11 protein-coding genes are annotated in these 17,956 nt (G+C 54.7%); 4 read left to right on the top strand and 7 right to left on the bottom strand.

From position 1 onward, the window contains the following. Positions 1–44 precede the first annotated feature (44 nt). The 5 genes from VN12_RS11305 to VN12_RS11325 all read right to left on the bottom strand — a co-directional run bounded on the left by VN12_RS11305 (position 45) and on the right by VN12_RS11325 (position 10,340). A complete protein-coding gene (locus VN12_RS11305) occupies positions 45–1,604 on the bottom strand; it encodes a lipopolysaccharide biosynthesis protein (protein ID WP_146676935.1) in 1,560 nt (519 codons plus the stop codon). A 212-nt stretch (positions 1,605–1,816) separates the two neighbouring features. Next, positions 1,817–6,511, bottom strand: coding sequence for a tandem-95 repeat protein (locus tag VN12_RS11310; protein WP_146676936.1), 4,695 nt, complete (start codon positions 6,509–6,511; stop codon positions 1,817–1,819). A gap of 338 nt (positions 6,512–6,849) precedes the next feature. Further along, positions 6,850–7,722: an ABC transporter ATP-binding protein gene (locus tag VN12_RS11315; protein WP_146676937.1), complete on the bottom strand. Its 873-nt coding sequence runs from the start codon at positions 7,720–7,722 to the stop codon at positions 6,850–6,852. Positions 7,723–7,778: 56 nt separating this feature from the next. Further along, entirely contained in the window at positions 7,779–9,746 is a 1,968-nt protein-coding gene (locus VN12_RS11320) for a serine/threonine-protein kinase (protein WP_146676938.1), read from the bottom strand. Positions 9,747–9,857: 111 nt separating this feature from the next. Further along, positions 9,858–10,340: an amidohydrolase gene (locus tag VN12_RS11325; RefSeq protein WP_205855251.1), complete on the bottom strand. Its 483-nt coding sequence runs from the start codon at positions 10,338–10,340 to the stop codon at positions 9,858–9,860. 132 nt (positions 10,341–10,472) lie between these two features. Here VN12_RS11325 and VN12_RS11330 point away from each other — a divergent pair, with 132 nt between their 5' ends. The 4 genes from VN12_RS11330 (at position 10,473) to VN12_RS11345 (ending at position 15,650) form a co-directional block, all read left to right on the top strand. Continuing rightward, positions 10,473–12,452, top strand: a complete 1,980-nt coding sequence (locus VN12_RS11330; protein WP_146676939.1) for an adenylate/guanylate cyclase domain-containing protein — start codon at positions 10,473–10,475, stop codon at positions 12,450–12,452. Between the two features lie 50 nt (positions 12,453–12,502). Beyond that, the gene (locus VN12_RS11335; protein ID WP_146676940.1) at positions 12,503–13,420 is read left to right on the top strand and encodes a YdcF family protein; all 918 of its coding nucleotides are present in this window, start codon (positions 12,503–12,505) and stop codon (positions 13,418–13,420) included. 117 nt (positions 13,421–13,537) lie between these two features. Next, positions 13,538–14,587 carry a dipeptide epimerase gene (locus VN12_RS11340; RefSeq protein ID WP_146676941.1) on the top strand — a complete coding sequence of 350 codons (1,050 nt, stop codon included), beginning with the start codon at positions 13,538–13,540 and terminating at the stop codon, positions 14,585–14,587. Continuing rightward, on the top strand, positions 14,580–15,650 hold the full coding sequence (locus VN12_RS11345; protein ID WP_146676942.1) for a DUF1611 domain-containing protein: 1,071 nt from the start codon (positions 14,580–14,582) through the stop codon (positions 15,648–15,650). The genes VN12_RS11340 and VN12_RS11345 overlap by 8 nt, the downstream gene beginning before the upstream one ends. Positions 15,651–15,718: 68 nt before the next feature. Here VN12_RS11345 and VN12_RS11350 read toward each other — a convergent pair whose 3' ends face one another. Together VN12_RS11350 and VN12_RS11355 are read right to left on the bottom strand one after the other, a co-directional pair. Next, entirely contained in the window at positions 15,719–16,504 is a 786-nt protein-coding gene (locus tag VN12_RS11350) for a PIG-L deacetylase family protein (RefSeq protein ID WP_146676943.1), read from the bottom strand. Positions 16,505–16,542: 38 nt separating this feature from the next. Beyond that, the gene (locus VN12_RS11355) at positions 16,543–17,709 is read right to left on the bottom strand and encodes a DegT/DnrJ/EryC1/StrS family aminotransferase (RefSeq protein WP_146676944.1); all 1,167 of its coding nucleotides are present in this window, start codon (positions 17,707–17,709) and stop codon (positions 16,543–16,545) included. Between the last annotated feature and the right edge of the window lie 247 nt (positions 17,710–17,956).

Genomic DNA, 17,956 nt, shown 5'->3' on the forward strand with positions numbered 1-17,956 from the left:
AAATCTTGATGATGGGGTAAGAGTTGGATAATGAATAAAGGATTCTAACCGATGTGCCATAAAGTTCGGATGGGTAACCCGATTCGACGGAGTTGGGGAAGGATCGCTTCGTCGATACGTTTTTTTTCTTCTCGTCCAAGAATGATCGAAGTACGACTGGTCAAAACAATCACCACCGCTGCGACGCACATCGAAGGTAAGGCACCCAACAGAAGCACCACCGGCAGGAGACTTAAGACAACGCTGGTTCGATCCAATCCAACATCATGGCAAGACAGGGACCACCAAGTCATAAGGAGAATGAACGCGCCCGCCAACGCAGTCGCCGCCATCGCTCCTTCAAGACCATAAATTGGAACCCACCAAGCGTTGAGACCAAGGTTGACCAAAAGCCCCAACGCGAGAATGAACCCGACTACTCGTCCTTTCTCAATGCACCAGAAGTAATTCTGTAGCAACGTCGCCGTGGCCAAGAGACAGCAGTGGGCTAACGCAAGAGGCATGATCGCCAATCCCTCGCTAAAGCGACCTTCGAGAAAATGATGAAATAATGGAGGAGCGATGACCAACGAAAGGATCGATAGCAGGAAAAAGAACCCCATGGAAAGTTTCGACGTGAGTTGGAGCGCCTCTTTCACTCGATGTTTGTTGCCGCTCTCCCAGTCCGCCGCCAAGTAGGGGAGAAGAAGCGAACTTAACATCATCGTCAGGCTCGTTAGTAGAAGCGGCAAGATCCTCGCACTGTGAAACTGGCCGACCAAGGCTGCACCGATTTCCTGCGAAGGTGCCAGATACAAAAGCATGTATCGATCGACGACATCAAATAAATTCGATAGAAGATTCATTGCCCAGATGCTCAGCGCAAAAGGGACCACTCGATTCCACATCGCACGATTCGATAACGGTTGAGATGTACCTCCAGTCTCTCTCCAAACACATACCAAGCTCCCCAAGGAAGGAAGCAAACCGCAAAGCGAAGCGGCTGCGAATGCAATGAGAATGGTTCGCCAATCCGGCCAGAACCATAGACCTAAGACGCTGAACATTGTAAAGCTCAGCGAGTTAACGGTGTGCATCGCGGAGACGACGCGCCCCTTTCGAAGGCCATTCAGCAACTCGGTGGTGGAGTTGAATAACACCACGCTGAGCAATGCGATCACTAAGATGCTCATCGCACTCAGGCCTGTCTCAGCGCCGAAGATCCAATTGCCAGTTGATGGGTTCGCTACCAAGAGCAATGTCGAAACGAATGCGACACCCATCGCACTTACCACAATCACTCTCAGCAAGAAGGTGCGCAATTGACCGCGAAGTCGATAGCTTTCGATCAATTTGCCAAACGTGCCGGGCAATCCGAGAACAGCGAGAGGGGCTGCGAGAAGTAGAAAACTGCTGGCGAGCGCCCAGAGTCCAAGGCCGCCATCATCAAGAAATCTGCAGAAGCTAAGATTGCGAAAGAAACCGATTGCCCGCTGTCCGACATTGGCAACGAGCATAAACGCAAGGCCGGATGCGAGTGAGTCTTGGGCGAGTTGGGTCGGCGTGCTTCTAGGATCGATTGTGCTCAAGTCGGAATCGGGCTTGGCGAGAGAACCTACACTCACAGTCGTAAGACTCCGGAAAAGGCTTGTTTAGGGCTTCTCCATCATGCACCGGGTTCGGTTCCAGAGCGGTCTCTCCCAACTGCATCGATTCGGAAAACCCCAATACTTGCAACGATTTGGCGGAGTGTGCGGGTTATAGGGAATAGAAAAAGCGAGGCTCATCACCTCGCTTTTTCGAATCTTCAACGCTCTGATCGGCCTCCCCCGCGGGATTACCAACCTTCGGTTGCGAACAGTTCATCCACGGCATCGAGGTATTTTCGAGCCGTCACGGTCGCCGGCGGGGCGGCCAAGTCGACACGCTGCCAGCTCAAATCGGAGCTGCGTGCCAGGACGCGCACAATACGGTTGCCGGTATCGGTGTCCATCGTTTGAACGAACTGACTCTTGGAAAGGGTCGCGGTAAAGACCTCATGGTTAGGTCCGCGAACTGCCGTGAGATACGCCTTGGTGCCATCGTCGCTAAGGACGACTTCGTGGAACGAGTCTCCTTCAAATCCTCCGCGAGCAATCGTCCATTCCGAATTGCCATCGGCTCCGATCGCTGCATAAATCCCCTTCGTTCGCAATTCACCATCGCGGAGATAATAGTTGTTCGAAAGGTTTTCTAGGATATGGGAGTAGCGTGCCGTGACACCGAGAACTCCAAAGTTGACAACTTCGTTAACGTCACCGGGGGCGACGATCGATCGTGTCACCGAGTTGGCCCCCGCAGCGTCTACCGTCATGATGGGGACGACATACGAAACCGAATAGGCACCGGGTGGTAGGAGATCGAAGCTGTAGCTGCCATCTGCCTCGGTAACCGCCTTGCGCTGGACTGCGGTCGAACCAGGGATATTCGGATCTGCCGCGATCGTCAGAGTTACATCCGCTCCACTGATGCGCAATTCGTTTTCATCTAAAACTCCGTTGGTATTATCGTCCACGTAGACGAATCCGCGGAAACTGCTGGGGATGAAGGGGAGAATATCGACATTGAACGAACCAGTCGCTCGTTTGGGATCTGCAACGCCGTTGGTGGTACCGTTATCTTCGATGACAAAGCTAAACGTCTCGCGACCTTCGGTTCCGAGAGGTGCGGTGTAGGTCAAAGTTCCGTTTGCGTTCAGGACCAATGTGCCTAGCGGACTGCTTCCTTGTGTGACGCTCACGATTCGCAAGGTTTGATTGCTCTCGTTCGCCGCACCTTTGAACATCGCCGCCAACTCGGGTGTCAGATCGAATACCGTCGCCACACCCGCGAAGACACTCTTCGTAATGGTGTTGGCAGTCGGAGCGTCGTTGACTTCGGTGATTCGAATGCTCACGGTTCCTGAAGCAGTCGAATTCTCCAATTGTCCGTCGTTGATTTGATAGGTGAAACTATCCGATCCATTGAAGTCTGCGTTCGGAGTGTAAATCAATACATCTTCGCCACCCACCGAGGACTGACGGATAGTTCCATGGGTTGTGTTCACGGTTCCTACCACGGGAGCAAACGTGAGTGTCTGGCTTCCTTCGTTAGCTGGTCCAGGTCGATCGTTGCTTAGCAGACTGCTGATGGTGATCGTTAAACTGGTGTCTTCCGCCGTGGAAACACTGTCAGCAACGGCGACCGGTACATCATTCACAGGTGCTACGTTGATGGTGATAAAGCTCTCTGCCGAAGGGAGATTCGGTGTGCCATTGTCGGTCACCACATAGCGAATGACGGCTGGTCCGACGAAGTCCAAGGCTGGAGTGAACCGGATATTACCATTTTCCAGCGTCACCGTTCCGTTGGTGGGGTCCACCATGGCGGCAGTAGTAAATCGAAGCGTGTCCGATTCGCGAGGACCAGAGCTAAGGTTCAGCGAGGCAGCCGTGATGGTTTGCGCTGTATCTTCGATACCCGCAACGGTACGTGCCTCTGCGATCGGTGCATCATTCACAGGTACCACGTTGATGGTAGCCGTCGCGATGCGTCGCTCGTTCGGCTCGACAACGGTATCACCGTCGGTCATCTCGTAAGTGAATACGACTTCACCAAAGAAATTCGCTGGCGGACGGTAGGTAATGAGGTTTCCAGACCGTCCCAATACGCCTTCACCACTCACCAGGACAGGGTCTGCCGTGAGGGCTCGCGTGGCGGGAAGACTCGAGAAGTCGTTGGCGAGCACGTCGAAAGTAAACTCGTCGCCATTATCGTTCTCGTTGATCTGGAGTGCGGCATTCGCACGGTAGTCATCATCGAGTGCGTAAGGAGATGCAGGAGGAAGAATCAAGACTTCCACGTCTGCAGTATCGGTGAGCCCAGCTACATCACGGAGGGTGTAACTGAATCGTGCGGTTTGGCCGAACACCGCAGGATCGGTCGGAGCGGTGAAGAATACGCTGCCATTTTGCACCGATACCGAACCAATGTTGGGTGTGGTCACGGCGGTCACCGTGATCGCTTCGCTCTCGGGCGGAGGACCAGCTAGGTCATTCTGGCGAACATTGAGTTCGGTCGCTGTTCCAAGGGCCAAAACCGTAAAGCGAGCTGCCCCGGTATCGTCCACTGCGATCGGCGCGTCATTGACGGACGTCACGTTGATGGTCAGATCGGTTTCTGTGCTTTGGTTATTTGGATTTGTTCCATTGTCGGTTCCTCGAACACGAATGCTCATCACTCCGAAGTAGTTCGGAGCAGGAGTAACCACCAACTGCCCCTGAGCATTGATCGTCGCCGTTCCGGTCGCGGCGACCGGAGGAGTCACGATCGACAAAGTGACAGCTTGCGAGGATTCGTTGGAAGGTCCAGGAGTAAAGATCTGCGACGAATTGATCGTCACAGCGCTGTCTTCTGCGACGGTGTAAGTCGTCGTCACCACAGCAGGAGCATCGTTTACAGGAGAAACAGTAACAGTGACCGTAATATTGGTCGTCATCGCTCCGGCGCTATCTTGGCCATCGACGACGAACGTCGCAGTACCAAAGAAATCTGCAGCAGGAATATACTGAACGTTGCCGCCGGTCAGCGAAACGGAACCATTGGTTGCCGCGGTGGTCCTGACCGCAGTGAACGAAACGGTCTGAGAGTTCGGTGCTGCAACTTCATCGGCAGGACCGGCCACGAAGACTTGCGATGGGGTCAAAACCAAACCGGGAGTTGGGATATCTTCCGTCGTGCTGAAAGAACTTCCAATCACGCGAGGCGCATCGTTCACCGGTGTGAGATTGATGGTGACGGTACCTGTGGCTGTATCACCAAGTCGATTGCGGATGTTGTAACGCAGGATCGCCTGACCGTTGAAGTCAGCAGTCGGCGCGAATCGTATCTGCGTGTCGTTAGATACCAAGGTTGCCGTTCCACCGACGATGGCTTCTACGGACGTAATCACAGTGCCGACCTGCAACGCAGGAACAAAAGCTCCCGCCTCATTGCGGCTGATGTCGTTATCGAGAACCCCGGGACTGTTGAGAATAATAGTAGGCGGGGTGATTCCTCCCAAGTCTTCTTGGAAGGTGTAGGTGTCGGCGACCGCACTCAAGCGGTCGATGATCGTGATCGTTCCGGTCGGCAAAACGACTTGGTCGGCGGTCAAGTACTCAGCCCGATCTCCAGCATTACCGAAAAGTGCAATCCCGAGATTGTTACCCGATGCACCGGTAGCAATTGGAGTAATCGATCCGTTCAAAAGGATCGTGCCTTGGCCCGCTCCCAAAAACATCGCATCGACCACACCCAAGTATCGCTGAGCGACCTCAGGGTCCTGAGGAGACGTCACATTTGCGAAACCTCCCAAGCGGTTTACGGTACGTGTGGCGCCGGTGGAATCAAGCAGTGCGCCAGCGGGACCGTTTGTATATCGAACGATCGGAGAAGGAACTCCCGCGCTAACGATAGATCCGTTGTCGATATTGTGATTTAAAGCAGCACGTGTGATGACTTCCAATTCTGGATCGAGACTGGGTGCCCCTGCCAAAGTAATCGGAGTCACTCCGTTCGGTGCATTGAGAGAACTGCTGTCGATCACCAAATTGGGAGACAAGTCCTGCCGTGCCAAACTACCTCGGAAGTGAACTTCGTAAATGGGGTTGATGACGGAGACACCCGGTGTGAAAGGGTCGGTTGGGTTCACACGCACATTCTCAGCACCGAACAGACTGTTCATCGCCGTGCGGACCGCTTCCAAAGTTCCACTCGCGCTGATCGCCCCACCCGAGAGGGTCGGCGTCACGGTCGCGGTTTTATCGCCCCATCGGAACGTCACGCTACCGCCAAAGACGAGGGGGCTAAACGAAATGCGGTAATAGTCGCTCCACTGGAGCTGGAGACGCTCGGCAGTCGACTGGTCGGCATTCGTGAAATTCAAGTCGTGATAGGCGCTAAATACGCCTCGAGCTGTCGTCGACGTCGTCGCGGGAGATCGAAGGTCCGCCATGGTGGTTCGAACCACGACCCGCTCGCCGGTTCCAATGACCGCATCGGGCTCTGTCGTCGCAGGATTCGCATCAGGGATCAAAGCGCCCAGCGACCCATCCGCGTTAACACGGTAAAATTCATAGCGAACCGCCGCCAACTTCGTGGGGCCGTTCTCGCCTTCCCCTCGGTTGATGTAGTTGATCACACCTAACACATCGAGCGGGGAAAGAGAGTTGTCTCCATCCACATCGATGAAACCGTCGCTATCGCCAGGCGCCTGCCCTTGAAGCGACCCGGTCCCGTCCTCGTTGATCCGGTTGATCACCGTCAACGCGTCTAACGGAGACACAGCGAAGTCTCCGTCCACGTCGTACGCGATCAACGGATTCTGGAACATGGCGACGTCGGCGGCCATCAACTCTCGCTTTTCAAGCCACTCCATCCTAAGGGAACGCACAAGCCAGCTGCGATCGAGGGCATTGTCGGTACGCTTAAAATCCTTAGAACCGCGAAGGCGACGCTTTGGCGAAACAGTCATTGATTCTTCCACCGTTGACTAGAAAGGAATGGCAAGGCGGGAAAATTAGATAGATACGGAACATCCCTCTAAACTCCCGTATTGTGAGGTTACTTGGCGTCCGACCGGTTTTCAATCGCGATCTTGCCTAGACCGCCCAAATTAACCAGTCGTCTCATGCGCTCCGCAAGATGCGCCATCCGTAACGATTTTTCCGGAAATCCCAACTTTAGAGAGAGTTTGACTCAAGAAGTTCCGAGGCGGGATATTTTATTCCATGCGGAGTGGACGCCCAACGATTTATCAGGTTTGCAAACCTTCTGCAGAGACCGTTTCGCCCCTCTCGGTCTCCTGCGCCATCAACCCAGGTTATGAACACGATCATAAATCACTTGCACTGATGCGAGATCGATGGTCAGGTCTCGTATTTCCGAAGACTGAAGCGAGGGAAGAAAAGGAGTGATTTCTCCGCGCAGCTCGAGAGTGACCGTGGAACCCACCACCGAAAACTTGTTACCCGGGAAGAGTACAGATGCCGAATCGGGGGCAGAGGACTTGAAGCGGACACGATGGACTGGCTCGATCGCGTCGAGACGGACCGCTTCCACGACCGTCCCCGATTTCAGAAATGCCGCGTATTGGCAAATCTCTTGAATCTCCGACATCACGTGGGAACAGAAAACAACGGTGGCGCCGAACTGCTGGTTCGCTTCCGAGGTCAGTTCGAGAACGGTCTGGCGCGTGGTAGGGTCCAAATTGGCGGTCGGCTCATCTAAAATGATCACGCGACTTCGGCAGCTCAGGACACATGCAATCGCAAGCTTCTGTCGCATCCCAGTCGACATGAACGCGACGCGACGGTTCAGGTTGAGCCCCAACCGGTCCGCGATCGATTTCGCACGCCCCAAGTCGCCGCGGGGATGGATGCTGGCAAAAAACTCCAAGCATTCCTCGCCCTTCATGGTTCGGAACAGCTTGGTTTCCGCAGGCAAGTAGCTCACCCGCTCGCGCACGGGCAACGACTGGGTCTCGCAGTCAAAACCCTCCACGAAGGCCTTTCCCCGACTGGGACGAATGAACCCCAGCATACAGCGGATGAGGGTCGTCTTCCCTGCGCCGTTGGGCCCCAACAATCCAAACACGGACCCCTCGGGTATTTCTAGCGAACAGTCTTGCAGCGCCCAAAATTCACCGTACCGCTTCCCTAACTGCTGGACACTAACGATCCCCATGGGATTTTCGAACTTTCTCGGTTGAAGTGGATTCGAGCGGCGTACTTACAGCTGAATTAGGGCTCGTTGGACGGTTGGTCCGACGGATTAGTTTCGGTCCGCGTCAACTCATCCTTCGCGCGCCGGAGTAGCTCTTTCGCCCAAGCTTTGTCGCCAAAGAGTTCCGTCATCGACTGTAACCACTTGGCTTTTGCTACCGCAGTGAGGTGCGTGTCCGCCCAATCCATCTTTTCTTTCAGCGCCGTGTAGGCTTCGTTCGCCGTCACCTTTTGGGAGGCCCGAAGTTCGTCCAACGACTTTTTGGCGTGCGTGACGAGGGTCTGTTCTCGTGGACTTAGCGATGTATCGGCGCCGAATAGGACGAGGAAAGCTTCTAGTTTGGCTCCCGCCTCTTGCGACCCGAGCCCCTGAGCCTTCACGCACTCCAAATACGCTTGCTCGATCGCGCTGAGCTGGTCCGTGATCCCACGGCGCGCCTTGCGCTGCAGCTGACGAATACTACGGATCGATTCGGCTTCTTGGATCGCTCCTTCGATGTCCCCGATCCGCTCATCGTTTGGATAAAGCTCCCGAAACCGAATCGCAAAGTCCTCGGCATCCAGCCACAACTCTTCCTCATCCTGCTGGATGGCGATCGCAACTGGTTTGTAAAGTGTGTCGGCGCTGGGAGCCTGCAGCATGTATATCAACAATCCGATGCACCCAATCAACGCGGCTGCGAGCGTACCGATCGCCACCCAATGCCCCCAAGGTGACTTTTCTTCCACAGGGGCTTGAAAGGTCGTGGCCGACCGTCTTCGATCGTCATCGTTGACTTCGGTAAACGAGGTTTTTCCGATGAAGTCGATACCGCTGGGTCGTTCAGGTATTCCTGCGTGCGAAGGACTCTGCGGCATCGACGGCTGGACAATTGTTTTGTCATGCGGGCCGACCACATGGGACGCCTCCCTCGTTCCTTTGGGGAGATTGTCACTGGAAAACTCGGGGGATTCGACTTGTTTTGCATCGGGTTGATAAGGATCGCGTATGACGGTTTGGTCTACTAATCCCTTGATACCTCCGAGGAGGGATGAGCTTTCATCCAAATCGATGCTGGTGAGTTCCTTGAGTTTTCCTGCATCGACTCCCTCCTTCGAAGCATCCGAGGCGGACTGCGTACGTTGCTTCAAGCCGACACGGAGGGACTGGAATCGATTTCCGACGACCAGTCCTGTAGGAGGGCGCTTCGAAGGCTCTCGTTCCAGGAGTTCCTCGATCAATTTGCAAAGCTCGGCGGGCGCTTTGGGTACCAGTTCTTGGATTTTGGGGAAGGTTCCGTAGCGAACATTAAAAAGAACTTCCGGGATACTTTTCCCCTGATACGGAGCGCGGCCGGTGAGGGAGGCATAGCAGACGCTGCCGAGCGCATACAAATCGCTTCGAACGCTGACCGGCTTTCCTTCCGCTTGCTCGGGCGACATGAAGTCCGCCGTGCCCAAGACCGATCCTTCTACGGTTGCCTCGGATGCGCCAAAGAGCTTCGCAATGCCAAAGTCGGTAAGCTTAACGGAACCTTTTGTGGTGATCATCAAGTTCGCGGGTTTCAGGTCGCGGTGGATGATTCCGAAGTCATGAGCGTGCTTAAGGGCGGAACAAACCTCGATTGCCATATCGATGACACGTTCCCAAGGAAGGGATTTCTCCCGGCGGAGCAACTGCTGCAAGTTCTCTCCTTCGACGTATTCCATCGAATAGAAGAGGAGACCTTTCTCTTCGCCGAAACCGATGAGCTGCACGATTCCGGGATGTTTCAGTTTGACCAAGGTTTGGATTTCGGCGTCGAATCGTCGGCGAAATCGCTGATGCTGCGCCATCGCCGACGCGATCACCTTGACAGCGACTTGTTCCCCAGACTTGACATGCATCGCATGGTAGACCGTCCCCATTCCCCCTTGCCCGAGAAGGCCGAGGACTTTGTAGGGGCCGATCGCCTCGAACTCCAGCTTGCTAGGTCCTGTGTCGGTTTTGTTCGGATCGGACTTCACTGTGGCACTTGTTTATAGATGACTGGAATTTATGGATGACTGGAATCAGTTAAAACGGATGGCAGCGGCGATCGCGCGGAATCGCTAGGGCAAATTGTATCGGGCAATGTACTATCGATCGTCGCGAGGATCGGAATACGAAAGCGTAAAATCGTCCCCACCGTCGGGATGGTCGTCCTCGCGAGTGTCCGTAGGCGTGGAGGGGCCGGTCACCTGGGCAGACTGGAATACTTCCACCTCGCGAAGAATCCGTTCGATCTGGCCGACAGTTAATTGCAGCGATTTGGCGGCCATTCGAAAATTCATGTGCCCCGAGATCTCGGGTTGGAATTCCACAAACCATTCCATGCTCTTTCGAAGCTTGGAGAATTTCTTTTGGGCGATTCGCAAGTATTTCGAGGCGTCGCCTTGGTCGAGCGAAGGGCCAAGGGCGAGCATGTAGTCGTAAAGTTCGCGATGCACCTCCGCGAGCTCCTCATCCTCTGCCGCTTCCTCGGAGTGTTTGAGGAACGCTCTCACCATCCATACGTGACTTAAGCATTGGTCGAGCTGGTGCATCCAAGCGATCTGTTGGTTCGCAAACTCACTTTCCATGGTTGCAGGATTCAGTGTTCTGGTGAGGGAAAGGTCATCGAGGCCTTTGTTCACTGCGGGTATTCATTAACTGCAGGGAATGGCTAGGTCTTCGGTCAGAGCTACCTTATGATAGACCACTTCTCGAAGTGAATGAATTCCGGTTGGTTGAAGAACCGAAAACAGTTGGATGGTGAAGTTGCGATGCCAGATTTGATCGCTCAAGGCCCTGCTCCTACAGACCGTTGGCGTCGAACCCTTCCCAAAACGGAAGGGACCGGAAACGTGATCATTCTTGGGCGGACCGCCGTCGGTTGGTCCGTTCCTTGGGATGATCGCATTTCTCGCAACCATGCGAAATTGATATGGAACGGAAAGCGGCTTGAAATTTCCAGACTGATCGATTCGCGAAATCCAATCTTTTACCGAGGTCTTCGGAAAGACGAATTCGATATTGGCATCGGTGAGCATTTCGTGATCGGACTGACGACATTCAGCCTGGTGGATCAACGCATCCGTGTCATGTCGCAATCCGACGAACCACCTGCCCTTACCGAGCTGAGCTACGCTCCTGCCCTCTTGCGGCAGACGCGATACCGAGACGCGGATCGTCGGATCGACGTTTTGAGCCGGCTGCCAGAAATCATCTCGGGCAGTAGCACCGATGAGGAATTATGCGTGCGGGTCGTGAATGTTCTGATGCAAGGCATCCCGCAAGCCGCGTTGGTCGCATTGATCGCTGACACACGTTCGCTCCCGACGGCACCTGCATCGACCGGCGGATCGGAATCGGGTGCATCCCTCCGCTCTCGCAACGCGAACTTCGACTCGGCGAGCCGCCATTTTGGTGAACTGACCGAGGCAGGGGTCCGACTCCTGCACTGGGATGCGAGGAGCACCCAAGGAGCCCAATTCTCTCCGTCGGCGCGATTGATCGAGCAAGCGATTCGAACCAAGCAAAGCACCTTGCACATTTGGAGCCGCTCTGCGGAAGCGCACGGGGCATCCACATCGCACGCTGCCAGTTATACGCAGAGCGAGAACGTCGACTGGGCGTTCTGCACCCCAATCCTCAGTGAAGCATGCCCGGGTTGGGCGATTTATGTTGCGGGGGACTTTACCACACTGCTTCCCCATAAACCGTTGCGGGATGCTACGGCAGCCTTTGAGATTGATCTGCAGGATGACTTGAAGTTTGCAGAACTGACGGCGACGACACTCAGTTCGCTGCGTCAAATGCGACTGCTTCAACGCCGACAGGATTCGTTGCGCCCGTTCTTTGCACCGGTGGTCCAACAGGCTCTGGCAGCCCAACATCCCGATGATGTACTGGCCCCTAAAGAGGTCGATGTCTCCGTTCTCTTCTGCGACTTGCGGGGTTTTACGCGGCAGAGCGAGGAGTCGAGCGATCGGCTTCTGGAGCTTCTGCAGCGCGTCAGCGACGCGCTGGGGGTCATGACCCACCATATCCTCGCCAGCAATGGTGTTGTGGGAGACTTTCATGGGGACGCGGCCATGGGGTTCTGGGGTTGGCCCCTTCCTCAAAAAGACAGTGTATTGAGCGCTGCGCAGGCGGCCCTTGCGATCCGTACCGAGTTCGAAGCTGCATCGGCGATCAAGTCGCATCCGTTAGCTGGTTTTCGAGCGGGGATCGGAATCGCAACCGGGCGAGCGGTTGCGGGGAGGATCGGGACGGTGGATCAAGTCAAGGTGACCGTTTTTGGACCGGTCGTCAACTTAGCCTCCCGCCTGGAGAGCATGACGAAACAACTGCGTGCACCGATCCTTATCGATGAAACAACAGCCGCGCACCTTTATCGGCTCGACTACCAATCCTTCGCACGCGTTCGACGCGTTGCGAGAGTGTTGCCAGTCGGTAGCAATTCACCCCTAACCGTGAGCGAATTGCTTCCGCCAGAAGACCGGGACCTTGTTTTGAAAAACGAGCACATTGCGATTTACGAGGAAGCCTTGGACCGACTGCAATCGGGAGATTGGAACGAAGCTTTCCGATTGCTCCATGGAGTTCCTGCGGAGGATCGGGTGAAAGACTTTTTAACGGTCTTCATCGCTCAGCATGGTCGAACTCCCCCCGCGGATTGGCAAGGAGTCATCAAGCTGCCGGAAAAATAAAGCGAGACCAAGACACAGGAAGACTCAAACAAAAACAGAAACCGGATGGAATGAATCAACGCATCGAAACGCAGTCCGCTCGCGCTCGCGCCACCCCACCCCACTCGTCGCTCGTCGATTGGATGGGCAGCTTTATTCGAATCAGCAGCTTGCTCGTCGCGATTCCACTGATCATCGCCGCGAGCTTAGGCGGAAAGTCGGTGGTTGAAAAAGTCCTGACAGCTTTCACTCAGCCCATTTATATCACCCTATTCGGCCTGCTTTGGATCGGTAGCGTGATGGCCAAACGGGGGCAGAAAGGAGCTTCACGGATCGCAAGGGGTTTGGCCATCTTCGTGTGGGTTGTGTCGTGCAACTACACAAAGGATACGATCCTTCGAGAGTGGGAGTCGCGTGGAGATGCTCGCGCTTGGGAAGAAATTCCATCCTATGACTATATCATTGTGCTGGGGGGTGGGACGGCGAAGCGACCTGACGGAAATGCCCAATTGGGAGATGCAGGCGACAGAGTCGCGACGGCAGCCCGATTGTTCCATCGTGGATTGGTCGAATTCTTGGTGACGACGGGCGATGTCTTGACGATGAAGTCTACCTTTGCGGGAAGGTTTGAAGACGACGACAAGCCAACTTCGCAAACGATCCAACTCTGGAAGGAGTTAGGAGTGCCCGAAGAAAGGATAATGTCCATCGGAGGTCAAAACACATCATCCGAGATGGATGAACTGAAGGCGCACCCGGAGTGGTGGCGAGAGAAACGGTGCGCGATCCTGACCAGCGCCCTACACCTTCCCCGAGCGCTTCAGTTGGCGAAAGCGAGAGGGATTGTTGCAGACGGAATCGCGAGCGATTACCAGTCCGCAACGCTGGGGGAACCATTGACCGTGCTGGACTTCATTCCTAACCAAGGTGCTGTGCGAGATTTGCACCTTTGGTTCAAGGAATGGATCGCGATGAAGATCGGGCGTTAAGGATTCTGCTAACAAGGATTCTGCAGAGGGGGTAGCTAGGCTATTTCCACGCGGTTCGGTAAGCTTTAGCCTGCTTTTGGGGTTTGGTTTCCTTCGTTCGATCGTGCATTTCAAGATATGTCGATTACACTTCGCTTTCGCCGCTACGAGTTGACCAAACGGGTGGCGTTGATGATTAGCCGCAGCAGTTCGGCGGGCTCGTCCAGTTGCGTCGTCGAGATCGAATGCGATGGTATCATCGGGCTTGGCGAAGCGGCTGAGTTCGAAATCCCAGGCTATGGCGAATCGATCGAGCAGATCGAGCGAGACCTTGCGAGTGCCGCCCAATGGCTTGGGTCGATGCACGCGACGCAACGCTGGGCAGTGGAAACCCGATTGCGCAGCGAAGGAGTTGGTGCGTCGGTTCGCGCTGCCATCGACATGGCCTTGTACGATTGGATGGGGAAATCGGTCGGGCTTCCGGTTTGGAAAATGTTGGGTTTGGAAAAATCCGCCACGGGCCCCACCTCTGTGACCATCGGTATCAACACACCTCAGGGCGCGCAAGAACGATTGCGGAAGTGGCAAGAGCTAGGCGTCATTCGAGGTATCAAAGTCAAGCTCGGATCCCCGGCCGGCATAGAAGCAGACAAAGCGATGTTGGAGGCGATCAAAGAGATCGCACCTTCGGAGGCTTACATCGGAATCGATGCCAATGGAGGCTGGGATGTGGCGACGACCATAGAAATGTCGCGCTGGCTGCGAGATCGAGGTGTAGTCCATATCGAACAGCCACTGCCGGTCGATCAAGTGGAAATGCTACGAGACCTGCATGGTCGCTGCGCGCTGCCTCTCTTTATCGACGAGAGCTGCAGGTCTGCAAAAGATGTCCTCACTTGGGGACCTTATGTCGACGGAATCAATATCAAAATCACAAAAGTGGGTGGGCTTTCCGAAGCCTTGCGCATGATTGCGATCGCCAAGGCGATGGGATTGCAAACGATGGCTGGCTGCTACGGCAATATCGCCTTAGGGAATGGTGCTGCACATCAACTGGCTTCCCTTATTGACTACATCGACCTCGACAGTCATTTGAACATCAGCAACGACCCGACGCTGGGTCAACCGTTCGAGAACGGCTTCTTGGTAAATCAAGACACTCCAGGATTAGGGATCCAGTATGCCTAGGCACCCGCTATACCGCGCCGACGACCAACTCGCTCTGCTCATGCACGATGGTTTGACCTCGGATCGAGGCAAAACGGGCTTGGCGATGCTTCGATTTGCACCGGAACGAGTGGTAGTCGTCATCGACAAAAAGCATGCTGGTGGCGATCTGCGAGAAATCACGGGAATACCGCTCGACCAACCGATTCCAATCGTCGCTTCGGGTAAAGAATCTCTTGCATTCAAACCATCGACGATGGCGATCGGAATTGCGCCGGGAGGAGGGCGATTGCCCGAAGAGTGGTTTTGCGATATCGAAGATGCGGTAGCAGGGGGTATGAATGTACTGAACGGGCTTCACGTAAAGCTGAACGAAGACGCACGTTTGTCGAGCAATCTTAAGCCGAATCAGTGGATCTGGGACATTCGACAGGAACCCGATGGGTTAGGGGTCGCCAATGGATCCGCGAGGCTCCTCCCTTGCCAACGCGTTCTCTTTGTGGGAACCGACATGTCGATTGGTAAGATGTCGGCAGCAATTGCCTTTGACCGAGCCGCAAAGGCTCGCGGAATTCGATCCAAGTTCATGGCGACGGGGCAAACTGGAATCATGCTAGCGGGCGATGGAATCCCCCTCGATGCGGTCCGAATCGATTTTGCCGGAGGTGCAGTCCAACAGGAAGTGATCGAGTGCGCAAAGGGGCACGATGTTATCTGGATCGAAGGGCAAGGTTCGTTTTTGAATCCAGCCTCTACCGCAACACTTCCATTGCTTCGTGGATCGCAAGCGACCCATATGGTCCTGGTCCACAAGTCATATAGGACACACATCCGATTTACGGAGTGGGCCAAGATCCCACACTTGAACGACGTGATTCACATGTATGAAACCGTCGCGCATGCAGGTGGGACTTTTGCACCAACCCGAGTGGCTTGTATCGCGCTCAACACGCACGGTTTAAGCGACGCCGAAGTTCGTTATGAAATCGACAAGACCGAAGCGGAAACGGGTCTCCCAACCGATGACGTCGTCCGGCACGGCGCGGAGAAGTTACTTCAAGCGATCGACGGATTGCCTTCGTGATTCGATGACGAGCAGATGCGATGCCAAGCTGTCGCGATATCGAGACGATGCGGTGGCGATCGTCTGCTTTACCGATCGGGAGGGAAGAGTTTGGATAAAAGTGTTGCATTGGGGCGACCCGCATACTCCGAAAACTCAAACGCTTCCACGATGAGGGGGTTACCTGCACCTTTCCAGAAACGTTCTGTGCGAGCTCCCATTCGCTCGAGATACCAGCGACGGAGCCAGACAAGCTGTTCCGGCACGGTCTTAGGGACTTGGTCGGAGATGCGGTCGATCCAGGGCATCCAGTCGAAGAATTGCGAGCGATGGCACGCGATCATCGCCAAGATAGAATCGAGTTGCGGCGTTACATCCAGCACCACGTCTGCACGAAACGGTGCAGGACGTGTGAACAAATCATTCATGTAGGCGACGAGGGGTTCGTGCATGGGGGGCGGGCAATCTGGTACGACTTTTGGCACCAGCACCATGTACGAGGCGTCCTGCACCGCTTGCCCAACCGCTCGGTGATCCGGGTGGTAATCAAACGGGCGATGGGTGAGAACCAAATCAGGGGCAAACTGACGTATCTCTCGGATAATAAACTCTCGCAGTTCCAGCGTTGGTTGTAGATAGCCGTCTGGAAATTCTCCTGTGACATAGGTGGCTCCTATCACAGCCCCGGAACTCGCTGCCTCTTGTCGACGAATCGCAATGAGCTCAGAAGAAGGAATAGACTGGTGTCCCGATTGACCATTGGTGACACTCACGATCCGTATTTCGGACCCTGCGTGAGCATGTCGAGCCAAGAGTCCGCCTGCGAAGTATTCCGCATCATCGGGATGGGCTCCCAAAACCAAAACCTTTGTCATCGATCTCTTTATTTCTAGGTTGCCAGAGACTTGAGTAGTTATGCCGCGCGCCGAAGCGAAGCAGATTGGTAGAATTGTTCAATTCCCATGATAACGGAATCTTGCTCTGCTTCCGTCAACTCTGGATAGATGGGCAAGTGAAGAATCTCCGCTGCCGCTTGTTCGGTATGGGGCAAACTGCCGTCGCAGTAACCAAGTTCGCGGAAACATTCCTGTTGATGCAAAGGAACCGGGTAGTAGACTTCGTTTCCGATACCCAATTCGCCCAAGTGCTTGCGCATGCTATCTCGGAGGCCGTCCCGAACCCGAACCCCATACTGATTCCATACATGATGCGCCTCGGGAGCTTGGTATGGGAGTTCGATCCAATTCGTCAGGCCACGAGCTTGAAACATTTCGTGGTATCGGCTGGCATTCTTCTGACGGGCACGACTGTATTCGTCAAGCTTTCGGTGTTTGATTCGCAATACGGCGGCTTGAAGGGTATCGAGTCTGCTATTGATGCCGAGTACTTTGTGGTAGTACCGCGGCGACATACCATGCGACGCGAGCAATCGCAACTTCGCCGCAAGATCGTCGTCTTGGCAAACCATCATACCACCATCCCCCATACCGCCAAGATTCTTAGTCGGATAGAAGCTGAGACACCCCATATCCCCCCAAGCGCCCGCCGGTTTACCCAAATAGGAAGCGCCAATTGCTTGCGCGGCGTCTTCGATTACAGGGATGCGATGAGAACGAGCGACTGCACCGATGCGATCCATGGCGGCGCACTGCCCGAACAAATGAACAGGAATGATAGCTCGTGTACGGGACGAGATATTCGCTTCAACGAGCGACGGATCGATGTTGAAGGTATGGGGATCGATATCGACAAAGACGGGGATCCCTCCAAGTCGCGATACCGCCGAGGCTGTTGCAAAGAAGGTAAAGCTGGGAACGATTACTTCATCCCCGGGTTGCAGATCGAGAGCCATCAACGCTAGGAGCAGTGCATCGCTCCCTGAAGCCACCCCAATTGCATGTTTAGTTTGGCAAGTACCCGCGATGGCACACTCCAGTTCGCCCACATCGGGGCCGTGCAGGAATCGACCGCTCAATACGACAGACTCGATCGCTTCCATGATTTCTTCATGAAGCTCCCGGTTGCCACGGTTGACATCCAGTAACGGAACACTGGCTTGCTTCCCTGCAGCCTTCGACATAATCACGCCCCCAAAAGTCGAACGAAAGATAATGGATTGGAACCACACAGAAAGTAGCGTTTCCGCTTTTGATGGGTCAAGCGAGAAATAGAGGGGATGTTCAACAACGCTAGCAATCCGGCATGGATTACCAACAGCCCGTTCAGTCCAAGCTAGATGTGGGCTGTAATTTCGCATCCCTGGAATTCATAACGACGTATCTGTTCAGTTGCTTCGGCGAGTCCCGATTTCGGATCGCGTCCCCGGG

It is taken from the genome of Pirellula sp. SH-Sr6A (genome assembly GCF_001610875.1).
Classification (GTDB): Bacteria; Planctomycetota; Planctomycetia; order Pirellulales; family Pirellulaceae; genus JBKCUI01.

Bases quoted from the DNA above. Each gene is read 5' to 3' on its own strand.
- VN12_RS11335 (WP_146676940.1), top strand. From the start codon at position 12,503: ATGAATCAACGCATCGAAACGCAGTCCGCTCGCGCTCGCGCCACCCCA.
- VN12_RS11315 (WP_146676937.1), bottom strand. From the start codon at position 7,722: ATGGGGATCGTTAGTGTCCAGCAGTTAGGGAAGCGGTACGGTGAATTT.
- VN12_RS11330 (WP_146676939.1), top strand. From the start codon at position 10,473: ATGAATTCCGGTTGGTTGAAGAACCGAAAACAGTTGGATGGTGAAGTT.
- VN12_RS11345 (WP_146676942.1), top strand. From the start codon at position 14,580: ATGCCTAGGCACCCGCTATACCGCGCCGACGACCAACTCGCTCTGCTC.
- VN12_RS11325 (WP_205855251.1), bottom strand. From the start codon at position 10,340: ATGGAAAGTGAGTTTGCGAACCAACAGATCGCTTGGATGCACCAGCTC.
- VN12_RS11350 (WP_146676943.1), bottom strand. From the start codon at position 16,504: ATGACAAAGGTTTTGGTTTTGGGAGCCCATCCCGATGATGCGGAATAC.
- VN12_RS11340 (WP_146676941.1), top strand. From the start codon at position 13,538: ATGTCGATTACACTTCGCTTTCGCCGCTACGAGTTGACCAAACGGGTG.
- VN12_RS11355 (WP_146676944.1), bottom strand. From the start codon at position 17,709: ATGTCGAAGGCTGCAGGGAAGCAAGCCAGTGTTCCGTTACTGGATGTC.
- VN12_RS11310 (WP_146676936.1), bottom strand. From the start codon at position 6,511: ATGACTGTTTCGCCAAAGCGTCGCCTTCGCGGTTCTAAGGATTTTAAG.